The 15,920-nt window shown below is 44.8% G+C and carries 15 protein-coding genes; 6 read left to right on the forward strand and 9 right to left on the reverse strand.

All coding sequences use genetic code 11. The features are described from left to right. Positions 1–66 precede the first annotated feature (66 nt). Entirely contained in the window at positions 67–2,205 is a 2,139-nt protein-coding gene (locus MTO69_RS14090) for a TonB-dependent hemoglobin/transferrin/lactoferrin family receptor (protein WP_248335036.1), read from the reverse strand. A 242-nt stretch (positions 2,206–2,447) separates the two neighbouring features. On the opposite strand from MTO69_RS14090, the gene MTO69_RS14095 reads away from it, so the two are divergent. Continuing rightward, positions 2,448–3,344, forward strand: a complete 897-nt coding sequence (locus MTO69_RS14095) for a LysR family transcriptional regulator (RefSeq protein ID WP_248335627.1) — start codon at positions 2,448–2,450, stop codon at positions 3,342–3,344. A gap of 28 nt (positions 3,345–3,372) precedes the next feature. On the opposite strand, the gene MTO69_RS14100 is transcribed toward MTO69_RS14095, so the two are convergent. Then, complete coding sequence (locus tag MTO69_RS14100; protein ID WP_248335037.1) at positions 3,373–6,057, reverse strand: bifunctional acetate--CoA ligase family protein/GNAT family N-acetyltransferase; 2,685 nt, start codon at positions 6,055–6,057, stop codon at positions 3,373–3,375. A gap of 218 nt (positions 6,058–6,275) precedes the next feature. Between MTO69_RS14100 and MTO69_RS14105 the strand changes: the two genes are divergently transcribed. Then, positions 6,276–6,842, forward strand: a complete 567-nt coding sequence (locus MTO69_RS14105) for an SPOR domain-containing protein (protein WP_248335038.1) — start codon at positions 6,276–6,278, stop codon at positions 6,840–6,842. A 148-nt stretch (positions 6,843–6,990) separates the two neighbouring features. Next, positions 6,991–7,983, forward strand: coding sequence for a D-alanine--D-alanine ligase (locus MTO69_RS14110; RefSeq protein ID WP_248335039.1), 993 nt, complete (start codon positions 6,991–6,993; stop codon positions 7,981–7,983). Here MTO69_RS14110 and MTO69_RS14115 read toward each other — a convergent pair. Further along, complete coding sequence (locus MTO69_RS14115; protein WP_248335040.1) at positions 7,980–8,936, reverse strand: tyrosine-type recombinase/integrase; 957 nt, start codon at positions 8,934–8,936, stop codon at positions 7,980–7,982. The genes MTO69_RS14110 and MTO69_RS14115 overlap by 4 nt on opposite strands. A 98-nt stretch (positions 8,937–9,034) precedes the next feature. Between MTO69_RS14115 and MTO69_RS14120 the strand changes: the two genes are divergently transcribed. The 3 genes from MTO69_RS14120 (at position 9,035) to MTO69_RS14130 (ending at position 10,352) form a co-directional block, all read left to right on the forward strand. After that, the gene (locus MTO69_RS14120) at positions 9,035–9,412 is read left to right on the forward strand and encodes a DUF3319 domain-containing protein (protein ID WP_248335041.1); all 378 of its coding nucleotides are present in this window, start codon (positions 9,035–9,037) and stop codon (positions 9,410–9,412) included. A gap of 5 nt (positions 9,413–9,417) precedes the next feature. Further along, on the forward strand, positions 9,418–9,729 hold the full coding sequence (gene yciH, locus MTO69_RS14125; protein WP_248335042.1) for a stress response translation initiation inhibitor YciH: 312 nt from the start codon (positions 9,418–9,420) through the stop codon (positions 9,727–9,729). Positions 9,730–10,067: 338 nt separating this feature from the next. Then, a complete protein-coding gene (locus MTO69_RS14130; RefSeq protein WP_248335043.1) occupies positions 10,068–10,352 on the forward strand; it encodes a hypothetical protein in 285 nt (94 codons plus the stop codon). Here MTO69_RS14130 and MTO69_RS14135 read toward each other — a convergent pair. The 6 genes from MTO69_RS14135 to vxrA all read right to left on the reverse strand — a co-directional run bounded on the left by MTO69_RS14135 (position 10,349) and on the right by vxrA (position 15,786). After that, positions 10,349–10,819: an ASCH domain-containing protein gene (locus MTO69_RS14135; RefSeq protein ID WP_248335044.1), complete on the reverse strand. Its 471-nt coding sequence runs from the start codon at positions 10,817–10,819 to the stop codon at positions 10,349–10,351. The genes MTO69_RS14130 and MTO69_RS14135 overlap by 4 nt on opposite strands. Positions 10,820–11,310: 491 nt before the next feature. Beyond that, on the reverse strand, positions 11,311–11,460 hold the full coding sequence (locus tag MTO69_RS14140; protein ID WP_248335045.1) for a YoaH family protein: 150 nt from the start codon (positions 11,458–11,460) through the stop codon (positions 11,311–11,313). 79 nt (positions 11,461–11,539) lie between these two features. Further along, the gene (locus tag MTO69_RS14145) at positions 11,540–12,751 is read right to left on the reverse strand and encodes a conjugal transfer protein TraF (RefSeq protein ID WP_248335046.1); all 1,212 of its coding nucleotides are present in this window, start codon (positions 12,749–12,751) and stop codon (positions 11,540–11,542) included. Positions 12,752–12,810: 59 nt separating this feature from the next. Continuing rightward, the gene (locus MTO69_RS14150; RefSeq protein WP_248335047.1) at positions 12,811–13,689 is read right to left on the reverse strand and encodes a DUF2861 family protein; all 879 of its coding nucleotides are present in this window, start codon (positions 13,687–13,689) and stop codon (positions 12,811–12,813) included. Beyond that, complete coding sequence (gene vxrB / locus MTO69_RS14155) at positions 13,689–14,348, reverse strand: response regulator transcription factor VxrB (RefSeq protein WP_248335048.1); 660 nt, start codon at positions 14,346–14,348, stop codon at positions 13,689–13,691. Before vxrB ends, MTO69_RS14150 begins: the two co-directional genes overlap by 1 nt. After that, entirely contained in the window at positions 14,323–15,786 is a 1,464-nt protein-coding gene (gene vxrA / locus MTO69_RS14160) for a sensor histidine kinase VxrA (RefSeq protein WP_432715669.1), read from the reverse strand. The genes vxrB and vxrA overlap by 26 nt, the downstream gene beginning before the upstream one ends. Between the last annotated feature and the right edge of the window lie 134 nt (positions 15,787–15,920).

Here is a 15,920-nt window from a genome sequence, read left to right on the forward strand (position 1 = left end):
AAAATATTTTTTAGATAAAGATAACAAAGCCAGCGTAATAGCTGGCTTTTTAGTTAAGTGTTTAGATTAGAACTGATAGTCGACTGTAATACCCCAGTTTCGGCCCGGCTGGCTCTTGGAGTCGATATTAAATTTCTCACCTGTAGCATCTCGGCCAGCAAGTTCATCGAATAGCCAGTATTTCTTATCAAGAGCATTAAATAGACCTGCTCGGAAAGTGAGATCTTGCATCGGACGGTAGTACGCTGTTAGGTCTACAAGGGTGTAGCCCGGTGCATCAACGTTAGTGTCGCTGTTCCAATCTGATTTACGTGCAACCATTTTTAGGTTGGCTAATGCGCCGTAAGTATCACGATTCAAGCCAATACCAAGATCTGCCGTGAGTGGCGCGACCGAATCGAGTGCTTTGCCTGTATTTTTATCCTTGCCTTGAGCATAGGCTACAGCCAAGCGAGTGTAGATTCCTTGAGGCGCATTAAATGCCTGATCCATTAGAATTGTTGAGCTAAATTCAGCACCATAGATCTCGACCTTATCTAAGTTCTTTTTAGAAATGACGTCTTTGCCACCTTGTTCGCCCGTTTTCTCTTGTACGATAAAGTCTCGGTAATCAGATAAGAATGTTGTTAACTCAAATTTTGCACTCTCATTTTGACCACGAAGTCCTGCTTCATATGAGAGGCTTTTTTCAGACTTAAGGTCAGGGTTGGCCTCAATAATCGCTCCGCGGGTGTAGAAGTAGTACAAGTCGTAGACCGTCGGAGCTTTAAAACCTTGGCTGATCTGACCAAACACAGACAAATTGTCATTCAAGTGATAGACCGCCCCGAGTTTACCCGTTAACGCGCTATCCTCGTTGTTGTCATACTGGGTTTTGTATCCGTCATCACTTTTTGGTTTCGCACTGAATGAGTCGTAGCGAACACCGGCTGTCATGACCAGCGCTTCATCTAACAGATAAGCTTGGTCTTGAAGGAACATACCCCATTGAAGCAAGTCGGCGTCAGGGATTCCAGTGCTACCCGGTGCGGATGTGCCTTGATCAAGCCTGTAGTCAGTATTTTCTAGGTTAAATTTGGTCGCAACGTAATTAACCCCATAGGTAAATTCATGGGCTGAAGAGGCAAGCTCTGCTATTTTTGAAGCTTGTGCATTGAACTGAATCGACTTGTCACTGGAGTCTCGTTCACGCATGCGCTTGCCATAGAATGGCGTAGTATCGTAGTTTTTAGACAACGAACTTGAGTCTTGGTAGTTAATCGACCAGTCCACTTTATCGCTCAGCGAGGTAGCCAATAACCACTCGTGCTCGAAGCCAACTCTTAAACGTTGGTTGGTATCTTTGTTGAAGTTATCGGTGTAGGTAAACATCGGTGACATAGAGTAACCGTTGTAGTTTAGCTCATCTTCATCGTATTGCTTGTTGTAGTACTCTACCGTTACACCAAATCTATGCAAATCATTCGCTTGATAGAAAGCCTTACCAAGTAGGTTTCCGATCTCGCTATCGGCTGGGTTGGCGGCACCGCGGTCAGGGCCTTCAACTTGTGAACCTGAACCATGGGTTTTCGTTTCGTGCCCCTTAGCGTATGTGGCCATGAGAAGAGTTTCTAACTTACCTTGGCGCATTGCCCAAGTTAGGGTATTTTTAAACTCCTCGTTAGCTGATGCATAGCCACTTTTAATGCCAAATCGATGTTCATCGCCATCAGTAACTAACACGTCGTCAGGATTCTTTGTGCGGAACAATACCACGCCGCCTAGGGCATCAGAACCGTATAGTGTTGAAGATGGCCCTTTATTAATTTCAATTGCTTGTAAGGTATCGATCTCAATATTGTTAGGGTATTTACGCTGCTCTGACGCGCCAGGGTTGTATGGAACCGGCTGCTGAACATCATCAACCATAACTTTTACGCGACTGTTCTCCATACCACGAATATTGAAACCAGAAATACCAAAACGGCCGGAGCCTTGAGCATTTACGCCCGGCACATATTTCATTGCCTGCTTAACGTCGGTTGAAAGGGAGTTGTCAACCTCTTCGGACGAAACCGTTTCGATAGAAGAGCTAACATCGGCTTTGCTTTGTTCGGTGCGAGTTGCTGAAACCACAACTTCATCAAATAGCGCATAATCTTGTGCATATGCAGTTGACGTTAAAGCAAAAACAATTGAAGCTGACAATAGTGAGCGTTTGTACATTATGAACTACCTCATTCCATAATTAGTCGTTCTTGGGATGGGCGGCATTCTATTGGATCTTAATAATAATTACTATCATTTGCATTTGCGTAATTATTGACTAATTTGCGAGTTAATTAAGCGGCGTAAATAAAAAAGTAAGATATATTAGATAGATAAATGTCTTTGTTACAAAATCAGAGAAAGAACAATTATTAAATTAATGTGATATACATCACGTTAATGTTTTGGAGGTAATGCATTTGCAAAGTCCAATCACCTTAGAAGCACTTCATATTCTTGATGCGATTGATCGGCGAGGGAGTTTCGCTGCGGCGGCTAATGAACTTGATAGGGCACCATCATCATTGAGTTACCAAATTCAAAAACTCGAACAAGAACTCGATATAATGATCTTTGACCGTTCCGGGCATAAGGCGAATTTTACTGAGGCAGGTCAACTGATTTTGCAGCGCGGACGTTCGATATTGATTGCCACTGAGAAGCTCGTCAATGACGCGAGTGTGTTGGCAAATGGTTGGGAGTTAGATATTACCCTTGCGTATGACGGCATTATCCCTGTCAGCAATTTTTTTCAACTCGTCGCTGATCTAAGTAATGTCAGCTCTACGAGAGTCAAACTTCAAGAGGAGATTTTGGCCGGTTGTTGGGAGTCGTTGAACAGTGGTCGGGCCGATCTTTTGGTTTGCCCTAAACTGGACACCTTACCTCAAGATGTCAAGGCGGAGGTGATTGGCAGCATGGAAATGGTCTGGGTTGCAGCCAGCGATCATTACGTGCACAAACGAAGTGGTGAGTTTGATGACAAAGCGCGCGAAAAATATCGAGTAATCGCCATTGCCGACACCGCACGCGAGCAGCCGGCGATCAGCGTTAATATAACCCAACGCCAACCCCGGCTCACTGTCACCAATTTTTCGGCGAAAGTGGATGCATTAACGTCTGGTCTAGGCATTGGTACTTTGCCAAAACAGCGGGCACAACAGTTAATAGAGGAAGGCAAACTCAAAGCGATCAGCAATACTGCGCCGATGAAAATGGACATTATCCTAGCGTGGAAACGCAACAAGATCGGTGAGGCCAAGTCCTGGTGTATTCAATATTTGATGAAAAACTGGAAAGCGAACGCACAAATATAAACAGGGGAGCCAAATGGCTCCCCCTGTTTTATTGATTGAGTGGCAGCACCATATCCGCGACACCATCTTCGAATTGGATATCGAGTTTGAAGCCGAGCTTTTGCGCCAGCATCAACATGCCGCGATTGGATGGCATGGTCATACCTGACATCTGGGTGGTCCCTTTGTGGCGACAGTATTGGATGATTTTATTCATTAATACTTTGCCCAATCCGTTCCCTTTCAAGTCTGATCGAATCAAGATAGCGAACTCTGCATCTGTGTTGTCATGATTAATTAACGCTCTGGACACGCCAATAATCGGGCTACCTGGTCGTGTTTGACTCACCGCAACAAAGGCCATTTCTCGGTCATAATCGATCTGAGTTAAATTAGCCAGCGCTTCGTGATTAAACTCACCCACGTCAGTGAAGAATCGTTTGTACAAATCCTCTTTCGACACGTTATGGATAAAGTCCGCGTGATGAGGCTCATCTTCGGGCAAGATGGGTCTTAGTAGTACGTCTTCGCCATCTCGAAGGGTAATCAGTTCTTCGTATTCAACTGGATAGGGTCGAATAGCCAAGCGTTGTTGAGCGTCGCCATCATAGCGTTTTAGCACCAAATCCGCATCGAGGATGGTAAATGTCGAACCATTAGCAAGTACTGGATGTATATCCAGCTCGAAGACTTGAGGGCAATCAACGACCATTTGCGATATACGAACCAATAGCTCGGATAAGCCATGAATGTCCATCGGCTCTGGTAGTTTTTGCAGTCTGATGTTGCCATTTTTAATCGCGCGAACGATAAGATATCTCGCCAGGGCCATGTTCAACGGAGGAAGTGCAGACGCAGCGTCAATGGATTCGTCCCACTCAGAGCCTCCTTGACCAACGAGAATAACTGGGCCAAAGGTCTCATCAGTGATCACTTTGATCCGAATTTCCTCGCCGCCTGCGAGCTTCGCCATACCTTGTACCAACAAGCCGTGCACATTTGCAGAGGGATAGGAGAGCTTAGTTCTATCTAAAATTGCTTCGGCGGCATTGGCCACTTCATGACTGTTACGCAGATTGAGCATTACTCCCTGGACATCGGATTTATGGGCGATATCAGGAGAGCGCAGTTTGACCGCCACTGGGTAGCCAATTTGCTCAGCCACATGAACGGCCTCACTTGAGTCAGATGCAATCCAAGTGGGTAACACATTGAAGTTGAAGCAACGCAAAAATGGCCCAATTTGGTGGGTATCAAGTGATACTGTGGTTTTATCCAGTAGTTTTTCTGCAATCCAGCTTTTGGCTTCATTAAGCTCTGCGATATGTACAGGTTCAGCGGTGGTTGGTGTTTCCATTAATTGTTTTTGGTTGCGCCTGTACTCGACTAAGTGCATGAATGCCACGACTGCACTCTCCGGTGTTCGGTAGGTCGGGATTCCGGCTTGGGTAAAGATATCGCGAGCAGGTTTTGCGGTCAGTTCACCAGACCAATTGGTTAGAACATTGAATCGTTTGTGTCTTGGGTGCGACTTAATCGCTTCGACGATCGCGCGCGCAGTCTGTTCAGAATGAGCAACAGCAGAAGGGCTGTGCATGATCAAAATCGCATCGGCACAATCGGTATCCATCAACGCGTTAAGTGTGTTGACATAACGGTGATGATCGGCGTCGCCGACCATATCGATAGGATTATTATGGCTCCAACTGATAGGCAGTATGTCACTCAGTTTATCTATGGTTTCTTGAGATAACTCGGCCAGCTTACCTCCTCGCTCAAGTAGTGTGTCGACGGCCATTATCGCCGGGCCACCACCATTAGTTATGATAGCGAGTCGCTCGCCGCGCAGAGGGACAGAGTGAGTTAAAGTTTCGACCGCGGCAAACAGCTCATGAGAGTTGTTCACACGTAACATACCCGTTCGGCGAATAGCGGAGTCATAGATAATATCTAACGTATTGTCGCCCCCGGTATGAGCTTGCGCTGCTACACGTCCTGCGTGAGTGCGTCCACCTTTGAGGACCAATATTCTTCGGTTGCGAGAAGCGGCTCGGGCCGCAGACATAAAACGCCGAGCATCTTTAATGGTATCGACATACAACAAGATTGACTCTGTGTGGGTGTCGGTACTCAGCTTATCCAGTAGGTCTGCGAAATCGATGTCGAGCGCATTTCCGAGTGAAATGAACGCTGAGAAGCCAATGTTTTTGTCATTAGCCCAATCAAGGATGGTGGTGCACATCGCCGCCGATTGGGAGATAAACGCGATTTTGCCCTTATTTGCGGTAACCGGCGAAAACGACGCATTGAAGTTAACCCATGGCAGGATCAGTCCGAGACTATTAGGCCCAAGAATACGCATACCGCTCTCTCGAGCAATGGACAAACAAGCGGCTTGAATGCTCTCTCCGTCGTCGTTTGCAAGGTGCATATCGGCAGAGAGCACGATTACCGTCTTGACCTGTTTTTGCGCCAATTGCTCAAAAATCCGTTGATTGTACTTAGCTTGAGTACACAGAATGGCGACATCAGGAACAATCGGCAACTGCTCGATAGAAGAGTAGGCAAGTACACCACATACCGCATCATATTTGGGTGTCACGGGCATGATCGCTCCTTCGAAACCGCCATGAAGAAGGTTCTTCATGACGATATTGCCAGCGCGCATCGGCTTAGAGGACGCACCGATAACGGCGACAGAGCGAGGTTTTAGCAGATGGTTGAGTTGACTCATAAGGTGACTCCTGCAACGCAGATAATCAATATCCTAACCAACCTACAAGCAGATTACTCAGTGATTTCGTTGTTGTTTTAATCAGATCACTCAGGTTGAGCCAAAGTTTGTGCCATCTGTCACAGAGTATTGATATATAATTAAAATGTCGGGTTGATTATCCGACGAGCAAACGGCATGATTTACAGTAATTTCTAGTAAAGGCATTTGAAGAGTTCATGAAAAAAGTAGCGATTGTTGGCTTATCAGTGTTGCTTTCAGCTTGTGTATCAAGCGACTACGTCACCGACGTTAGTTCAGAAAGCTATCGTGAGGAATACAAAACAGCGAAGGTAGAACAACCCGTTGTTTCACAGCAAGGAACGAGCAGCGCTATCGTTGAAGACAACGTTCAACCAGGCACGGTGACTATGTCTTCAAAACCGATGACTAAAGTTCAACCAAAAGCGAAACCTTCGGTCACTATTATCCCGCCGACAGCCAAACAAAAAGCAATGAATCCACGCTATGGCTTTACTATCCAGGTTGTGGCTGTTGGTTCACAGACAAAAGTCGATCACTTTGCTCGCAAGTTACCAAGAGATAATCAACCTATTTGGGAAAACTATAAAGTGGTCAACGGTACTAAGTGGTATACGGTGCTCTATGGTGATTACGCCACTCGTACCGATGCCAAAGCAGCCATCAGCGAGCTACCGGTTGAGTTCCAAGACTTAAAACCGTTTGTGAAGAGTATTGATGATATTAAGAACTCTCAATACCCAACCTTAAACAAACTCAATTAAAAAGGGCGCAAGCCCTTTTTTATTGTCTAATCGTTACTCAGTTAAACAAGCTGCCCTGCAATAAATCAGCCAAATCCGTGTAACTCAACCTGGATTCGATTATGATTGGGGCAATATTATTCCTGTAGTATCACGGAAAGATCTCTTAATGACAAAAACGACAATCTTACTGCTATGTGGCGGCGGCTCTTCAGAGCATGAAGTTTCTTTGGTGTCTGCTGACTTCCTACAATCACAGCTTTCATTGACCTCCGATTTTGATGTGATTCGTATCGAGATGAAATCAGACGGTTGGTACACCGACGACGGTCAACTGGCATACCTTGATACTAACTCTGGGACGATCAACACCAATAGTGACTCTGTGAAGTTAGATTTTGTTGTTCCTTGTATTCATGGCTTTCCTGGCGAAACGGGTGATATTCAATCGATGTTAGAGCTATCTGGTATCCCATATTTGGGGTGTGGTCCAGAGGCGAGTTCAAATAGCTTCAACAAAATAACTTCTAAGCTTTGGTACGATGCACTGGGTATTCCTAACACGCCCTATATCTTCTTATCTGAAAATAACCCAGACGCCTACCAACAGAGCAAAAACGCGTTGGAAAACTGGGGCAATATTTTTGTAAAGGCTGCGCGACAAGGCTCATCGGTAGGGTGTTACAAGGTAACGGAAGTGTCTCAGCTTCAATCTGCGCTCGATGATGCGTTCAGTTTTTCAGACCAAGTACTGGTCGAGCAAGCAGTCAAACCTCGCGAGCTAGAAGTGGCCGCTTATGAGTTTGACGGGCAGCTTTATATTACTAAACCGGGCGAAGTGATCGCGCCTGCGGATGCTTTCTATAGCTATGAAGAGAAGTATAGCGCTAGCAGTCATTCTAAAACTGAGATAGAAGCGTCAAACCTGAGCGAAGAACAACTCGAAATCATTCGTGTCAGTGCAGAGAAGGTATTCACCCAGATGAGATTGCGTCATTTGTCTCGTATCGACTTTTTCCTGACGCCAGAGGGGAATATCTATCTTAATGAAGTCAATACCTTTCCGGGAATGACGCCAATCTCAATGTTTCCGAAAATGTTGATGAACAACGGCCATAGCTTTGCTGAATTTTTGGCCGATTGTGTGCGTCGATCGCTTTAACCCCAAGGCTTAAATGTCTTAAATATCAACCTTTCCGCCGCTGCTTGCGCTCGATTGCCAAGGTATTGGTAGGGCATGGCAGCGCTTTGCCAGCGGCCATATTGTTGGATATCTTTTACTTTAACTCCTCTAGCTGCCATTTCAGCCACTGCGCCCACTCGCAGTGATTGGCCCGAAAAATTAACATCAAGTTTTAATCTGTCGCTCGCTGCACGCAAGATACGGTAAATAGAGGAATCATCGAGGGCGTTTTGGCTAACATTGCCGTGCTTGTCTATCGCCGAAAACAGCGCACCTTGGTTATTGCCACGAACTTGCAACCATTTCGTTAAATAATGAGCGGCATTTTGTGACAGCGGGTATCGATCGTTGCTTAATATAAGCGCTGTTTCTGACCCACCTTGATACAAGTCTTTCAAGCTAAGACGCTTTAGCTCCATGCGCTTTAACATGCATTCAAACATCAGGTGATAAATAGCCAAATTCCTAACATCAACAGGGCTGGTTGAGCGAGATAGGGTATTGGTAAGTTTGTCTAAATGTTGACGCGTAAAAGCGGTGGTGGTGTGTGCGTCCATTTTTTTATCCAAACGAAGCTTGGACATCAATGTCCTTACCATAGTCACTGAAGTGGGATCTGATAGCGCAAGCAGTTTATGAACCAAAGATACAGTGACAGCGTAACGCTTGAGAGTGGCGTACTTGCGTTGACTTGATTCCCGCTCTAGGAATAGCCTAACTGCAGTTGCGGAAGCTGGTAGTGGGCACACTTGCTTACGCTGGCAAAACTCGACGAACAAATTCCAATCTTTGCGCATCGCTAACAAAGAATTATGAGAGTATTGAGCGTCAGTCAATTCACGAAATTCATCCAAACTGACCAAGCGCTTGAACTGATTAATCAGTTGCTTGCGAGTAGTGTCACATGTGATGACACGAACATTTTTTCTCATTACTACGCACTATAACCACAAAAACTAATTTAAATATACTTGATAATGAGAGATTTACAATTATCATTAGAACAAACTAATTCAAAAGATATGTGCTTATGGCTGCTGCAACTTATCGAGGTTTTCACCTCAAGACTGCTGGAAATTCAACTGACGTTTGGCAAGTTCAGATTAAGAATCACATACTGTCAGGGAGCATGGCAGCCGTCAAAAAGAGCATTGATTGGTTTTGCGATACCGCAACCATTATCGATCCCAAAGAATTTAGCTCGCTAAACACTAATAAGAAGGCCGACGGCCAACCAGCACAAGAAAACTTCCATGGTTACACCATAAAAAACGATACTGGAGAAGCAAACGGCTGGTATTGTTTCTTTAACGGCAGGCTAATAAAAGGTGGAAAGCTTGCCATCCAGAAGCACATAGAGGCATACTTGCTCGCTAAACAAAAAGCCGAACAGCAACAGAAGAAGTAAATCGCATGACTCTAGTATATAGCACTGATGTAGGTCGTATTAAGCCTGAAGAAGAGAAACCACAGCGCGAAAAAGGCGACGGAATTGTTCGCATTCAACGTCAAACTAAAGGTCGAAAAGGCAAAGGTGTCTGTATTGTCACTGGGTTAGATCTCGACGATGCGCCACTCAAGCTATTGGCAGCCGAGCTTAAAAAGGTATGCGGCTGTGGTGGCTCAGTTAAAGATGGCACCATTGAAATCCAGGGCGATGCTCGCGACAAAATTAAGCAGCTATTAGAAAAGAAAGGCTACACCGTAAAGCTAGCAGGTGGCTAGACCTAATAATTAGGTTGGTCAATCTCTGATTAACAAACTGATTATTAGGTATTTTATGGTAAATCCATTATGTATAATCGGTTTTGGAGTTTGGCCAGATAAAACCAAACACACAAAGTAGAGCGCTTAGGCGCTCATTTTAAATAAATACAACATTTAACATAATCCATATAATGCGCACTAAGAGTTATAGTCTGGAAAATGCATCTTCGAGAAGCACTTGGCGTAAATAATTTGTCGTATAACTCTCAATGTATAGTTAGAATTAGTATTACTACTTTATTGTCTGATGCGTTGCGCTATGCTGCCTCTGTTATGCATTGCAATGGAAAACAGATATGACCAACCAACAGCCAATGAGTCTATTTAGTGTTAGTGATTGGCGTAGCTATCACTTGGTTAGAGCGATTAGTCCTCAAGACGCTCTAAAACAAGCTTTCGGCGATAAACTATTCCAGATAATCGACAATTCAGAACTCAACGACGACACCGTAGTCCATGCGATGTGCTGCGAATACAAAGCCGAGGTAGAGTCAGCGCTAGAGTCACTGTATCGCGATTTAGATCGCGTACTTTGGTTAGATGCCTATCCCAACACATTACGTTACCAGGTCACGTATTAACCTTCGGGATAAACCTTTTCAAACCGCTCTAGTACCAGTTCGTCGTTTAGCGAAAACTCCCTGCCAATCGACTTGGCGTAGTCAGTAAAAAATTTGAGGTGCGCCTTGTACCACCATTGATAACTGCCATCTCCTTCGCCTTCTAAGTGTGCAAACTCCTCAGGTACAAGATTAAACGGACAGCACGACACTTCGGTTAACCGAACGATACATACCGGGTTCTCATCCCAATCGAGCACAACCGTTAAACGTCCAACCTCAGGTAAAGACTCCTGCTCTACCTCGTATGCCGCCTTCAGACTGCATGATGCACGTTTGACTCCCGCCTTAACGAGACGCGCGCATTCGTTGGCATTGAATTCGTCGGCACAAAAGTACTCGGCAATAGCATCGGGTATTTCCTGTAGCTGCTGCTTAGTTAATGTTGACGTATATTGCTCGAGATAGCGTTTATGTTCTGATTTCATTAGTTAACAAACTTAATACATGACAGTGTTACAAAACTAAAAACACCCAAAGAGATGCCTTGGATAGCTGAGCATATCAAGAACGCCCATATTTGTATCTGGACTCATCCAGTTATTACTCAACAAGCGCAATTATTTTTTTAGTTTGTGACGCCATCACCTTTTAGCATAAATAACCACCCCATTTAACTGTCTAATTGAGTGACTTTCAGGAGTGTAATTTAATTACAAAGACAAACAAAAGCCCTACCACGGCAGTACAAAACTCTACTGCAAAGTGCTGATATTATGAAGGTAATTTATATTTTGTTAGTAAGCTTTGGCGATTTCTGTCTACTTACACGAATAGTCAACCAAAGATGTTCTGGGAAAATGTAACCATCGCCACTAGTGGTTTGTTTTGTTGTTGGCGAATATATTTAGTTATAGTGAGTAATTATATTTAGGCAAAAAAAAGAGCGCAGAAGCGCTCATTCTAGTTTGATATTTAGTTAACTCTGTTTGGTAGCCGTCTCTCGAATCTGCTCCGCAACCACTTTGATTGCTTGTGCGGTACTCATCCCCTCTGCCATTAGACTTTGTATTACTTCTACAGCTTTTTGTTGCTCTTCGTGTGTGAGTGGCGGTAAATCTTCGAACATAAAAAACGGCTCCTAAACAGTTAGGAACCGACTATATTACGATTAGGTTGCAAAAACTACCCTTCTAGCTTTGAATAAATCAATAACTGGTTAGGAAGTTAATATACGCGCCCATCGAGTTTTCGTTGGTATAACTCGCCCCGAGATCGAGTTGGAACAAGTTCAACGGCGAGAGCCCAATACCCGCGGTAATGGTGTCGTCGAGGTTGTCATAGGCTAAGTTGCGTTTCCATCCAGCTCTGAGTTTGAGCTGACGCAAAATATCTATTTCGCCACCCACGCGAAGCATTTGTGTGTTGTCTTTGAAGTTGGTATAGCGCTGCTCTTCGTTTAAGTCGTAATCGACACTGATAGATGCATAGTCACCGATTAAGCCTACACCCAGTGTATATAGCGGCCGCATTTGGTAGTCGTATTGTGTGGTCGCGATTGTTCGACTCTGAGTAGCATCAATTTTTGACGTTACCGTTGTCGCAGGCAACGCTTGGGTAGTAATGTCTCTCGACACTAAGTTCATTGCAGATACGCCAACGCGCAATGGGCCGTAAAACCAAAGGAAACCAGCATCAATATTGAACATAGTTTCGCCGGTACCATTCTCCCGTGCGTCGGTAATATCATAATTGTTGAGATTAGCTTGATAAACGTAGGTATAGATTCGTTGTAGCTTAGGTGTAACGCCAAACGCGATATGTTGACCAAGGAAAGTTTGGTACTTGGCTAAAGAAATACCAAGCTCCGTGACGCCAACGCCAACGGCATTTACCGCACTAAGTTCTGCGTTAATCGCTGGATTGAGAGCCGGATCGATTGAACTATTGGCGCCAGCGTATATGTCAGTTTGAGCAAATGTTTCTGCGTATGCCTTACCAAACAAGTTGGCAGCAATAAACTGATTAGGGATAGCGAAGGCAACGACACCACCAAACTCTAGTTGAGCGATATCCCCTTGTAATGCGTCTAAACTTTTTTGAATTTCGGCGCCATCTGCTGAAGCCGGGTCTTTTATCGCTGCATCTATTAGACCGGAGACTTTATCAAGGTCATCAACCATCTGGTGTTCATCGCTGTATGCCAGACCGAAACTTGGGGTGATCATTCCGACATCGTCATTTCGTCGATAGATAGCTGTGATGGCAGGATTGTAAAACGGAGCGGTTAAAAAGTTAGCGGATACCACACCAACTCCGCCCATAGCATCGCCTCGAGCTTCGATGGCGTAGTTTGCCGCGGATGCAGATGTTGCCGAAAGAGCAATAGACAATGCCAGAAGTTTTATTTTATTTTCCATAGCGATATAAACTTTTTGATTCCTTAGGCTTGTATCGACCTATTGTCTATTATCTTTAATTATTCCTCTACAGAAACATCATACGTTTTACTGATTATTTGCGATTGCTCGACGATTATAGGCCCTTGCCAACGTTGGCTGTTGACCGATACCGCCAGTACGTAACGTCCAGGGTCGATAGCAATTTTTTCGATTGTGGTTGGATAATCTGACTCATAGCGTTGATTCCAGACTTGGTTGTAATTGCCATCCACGTAGTCGTAAATTGAAATATCGAGTTTAGGTAGCGGACAATGTGGATTAAGTAGCGCGTTTCGTTCCACCTCCCACTCCGCTTTAGCATTCCACCTTACTGAAGTTGATGAAAAAGGCTCACCAAGTACCAACCAAGAACTCCATGTAGTTTGGTCGGCGGCGGTTATGTCGATACGGTATAACCCCATATCAACGCGACTGTTGAGATTATATCGCTTGGTGAATGTTTTGGTGTCATTGTCACTACTCGAACTCGATACCATGAAAGTGTTATCGGTAGACACCACTTTCGACACCCACTTGGTCAAGCGAATGTCAACAATATCCTTGGACGATGTGGCTTCGACAATGGCCCGATAAGCATCGCGCCCCGGGCTCTGGATTTCGGTTCTTCGAACTACGATGTTGTGTAACCATTGAGGCAACGGTTTTCGGTCTAGACCCTTACCACAATCGACCTCGAGTGACTGAACGAACAGCTCATTGAGGTGTGGTGTGATGGTTTGGCTGTCTTCTAACTGCCAAACTTCTACCAGAGAGCTAAACATGCCCGTCAGGTCCCCATCGAGTAAGCTCTTATGTGCTTGAATCAACGCCGAGTTGGTTTCAAACCAAGGGACCGGTTCAGACATTAATGGCGAACTGAGTATCAGCGCACTGAGCAAAAGGGATTTTCTAATCATTATGCTTTCATTTTATAACCAACACCACGTAAGGTTTCGATCTCTAATCCTGGTAGCTTTTGGCGTAGTTGCAATACGTGAGTATCAACGGTGCGGGTGGTAGGAAAGTGGTTGTAACCCCAAACATGATCGAGTAGCTCGTCACGCGTAAACACTCGACCTAAGTTGCTGGCTAAAAATAAAAGCAAGTCAAACTCAGTTCGAGTTAAGGTGATAGATTCTTGCTTATAAAAGACTTCACGTGTCGACTTGTCGATAACCAAGTGCTCGGTAACAACGCGCGAATCATCAGTCGCTTCACCTTCAGGAGTACGCAGTTGAGCGCGGACCCGAGCGAATAGCTCAGCCTCAGCGAACGGTTTGGTCAAGTAATCGTTAGCACCTGCATCTAAGCCAGCCACTTTGTCTTTTACTGTGACTAAAGCGGTGAGCAGTATCACTGGGATATCTTTGATCTTTTTCCAGTTTGTTAGATGCTCAACAGAATCTCCATCCGGTAATTGACGGTCGAGAATAACAAGATCGGATTTATCCCAATATTGCGCGACGTCAGCGATGGTTTCGGCATGGAAACATTCGTATCCCGCTTGTTCTAGGCTGACAAGCAACCCATCCGCTAAGTTTTTGTCGTCTTCAACGAGAAGCAGTGTCTGTTTCACAAGGTATCTCCAAAATAAACGTTGTGGGTGGGCCAATTAGTGACATTTTACCACCCATCCTACCGACCATCGACTCGACTATGGTTAAGCCAAGCCCTAGGCCGCTTTTACTTACGAACGGTTTGCGAAGTTGACGCCAATCTTTTGCCGTCAGCTCCCCTTGGTCCATAACTTTAACCGTAATTTTATGTTTCGCTGTAGTAACATCAACAACGACCGGTGCTACGCCGTATTTGACAGCATTTCTGATCAAATTGTCGATACACGTTCCAAGCCAATAAACGTTCAACTTGGCAGCGATATCTTGGTTGATGACGAATTCCACGTTACCATCAAATTCCTCCTCAACCTTAAATTCCAGCCACTCCTGTACCGATGGTACCCATTCGACAGCGAGCGGCTTGTTATCCGACTGCAAGTAGTCTTTGCTTGCTTCCGCGAGTTGACGCAAGCGTCTTGAATCTTCGCACAAACGCCGAAACTCATCATAGACAGATTCTGGAAGCTTCTCGAACTCACGTCTGAACCCTTCAACAGTGAGTGACAAGCTTGCAATCGGTGTTCTAAGTTCGTGGGTTAAAATCTGCAACACCAACATACGACTTTTCATTTCTTGGCGTTTGGTGTTCCATCGATACGCGAACCAACCAATGACTAACAAAATATTGGCTATGGCCAACACGATCATAGAAACTCGCAGTAGATCAGATTGATCTTCCACATCCCAACATAAGTTACCACGTTGAACAAAACAGCTATTTGAGTCCCTTTTTAGGCTAAACGTCAAACCTGCTAGTTCTAAGTTTTGCCGCCAAAGTGACTCAGGATAAATCAAGTAATTGTCATTATTGCGTAACCACAACTCGCTGTTCTCAATGAACATACTCGAACCAGAAATTAGCGCAATGATTGAGTCCTCGTTCATTCTTTGTAGTCGGCCGAGCAGCGTATTCTCTGGTGCTAACGACCGTTCTTTGATGTGCATGTAATGTTGTAGTTCTTCAATCCGCTCCGGGTGCACCTGCACATAACGGTGAGCATAGGTGCCGCCGCCAGGGTGAATCAGTGCACTACGAGCAAACCATTTGTCACTCAACGTCCCGCCTTTGCACATGGCACGAGTAAACACAAGGGGCTCAGTAATCAAGGGGCTTAGGGGCAGTTTTCCTGTACAGTTCTGCGCTAGGTTATACAAGCGCTGTACATCTTTAAGTGGATAAGACGACGTTTGTGGCAACATAGATTGTGGCGTCAGCAAGCGCGTAGGATAGTCGGACTGCAAGCTTCGAATGTCATAAGAGACAGTCGCGTCAAGCTGATCAAAAAGATCCACAAACTTATCAATGCGTTCTGGGAGTGATTCAGCGAAAACAAGGCTACTAAAAAGCGCTGAACTCAATGCTATTGTGGTAATTATCGTCTTAATCAATGCAAAAATTCATTAAATCAGAGAGTTATGATTCAGAGTAAATCATTATTACAAAAATATAAAACCGAAATGTGATATCAATGTCAGAAATGTAAGCTTAGAAAAGAAAGAAGCCAGCACAGGCTGGCTTCCTAATAGATGAA

This window comes from Vibrio sinaloensis, from assembly GCF_023195835.1.
GTDB classification, from domain to species: Bacteria; Pseudomonadota; Gammaproteobacteria; order Enterobacterales; family Vibrionaceae; genus Vibrio; species Vibrio sinaloensis_C.

Coding starts and splice junctions, on each gene's coding strand:
- MTO69_RS14105 (WP_248335038.1), top strand. CDS start 6,276: ATGAAAAAAGTAGCGATTGTTGGCTTATCAGTGTTGCTTTCAGCTTGT.
- MTO69_RS14100 (WP_248335037.1), bottom strand. CDS start 6,057: ATGAGTCAACTCAACCATCTGCTAAAACCTCGCTCTGTCGCCGTTATC.
- MTO69_RS14090 (WP_248335036.1), bottom strand. CDS start 2,205: ATGTACAAACGCTCACTATTGTCAGCTTCAATTGTTTTTGCTTTAACG.
- yciH (WP_248335042.1), top strand. CDS start 9,418: ATGACTCTAGTATATAGCACTGATGTAGGTCGTATTAAGCCTGAAGAA.
- MTO69_RS14130 (WP_248335043.1), top strand. CDS start 10,068: ATGACCAACCAACAGCCAATGAGTCTATTTAGTGTTAGTGATTGGCGT.
- MTO69_RS14135 (WP_248335044.1), bottom strand. CDS start 10,819: ATGAAATCAGAACATAAACGCTATCTCGAGCAATATACGTCAACATTA.
- MTO69_RS14110 (WP_248335039.1), top strand. CDS start 6,991: ATGACAAAAACGACAATCTTACTGCTATGTGGCGGCGGCTCTTCAGAG.
- MTO69_RS14150 (WP_248335047.1), bottom strand. CDS start 13,689: ATGATTAGAAAATCCCTTTTGCTCAGTGCGCTGATACTCAGTTCGCCA.
- MTO69_RS14120 (WP_248335041.1), top strand. CDS start 9,035: ATGGCTGCTGCAACTTATCGAGGTTTTCACCTCAAGACTGCTGGAAAT.
- MTO69_RS14140 (WP_248335045.1), bottom strand. CDS start 11,460: ATGTTCGAAGATTTACCGCCACTCACACACGAAGAGCAACAAAAAGCT.
- MTO69_RS14115 (WP_248335040.1), bottom strand. CDS start 8,936: ATGAGAAAAAATGTTCGTGTCATCACATGTGACACTACTCGCAAGCAA.
- MTO69_RS14145 (WP_248335046.1), bottom strand. CDS start 12,751: ATGGAAAATAAAATAAAACTTCTGGCATTGTCTATTGCTCTTTCGGCA.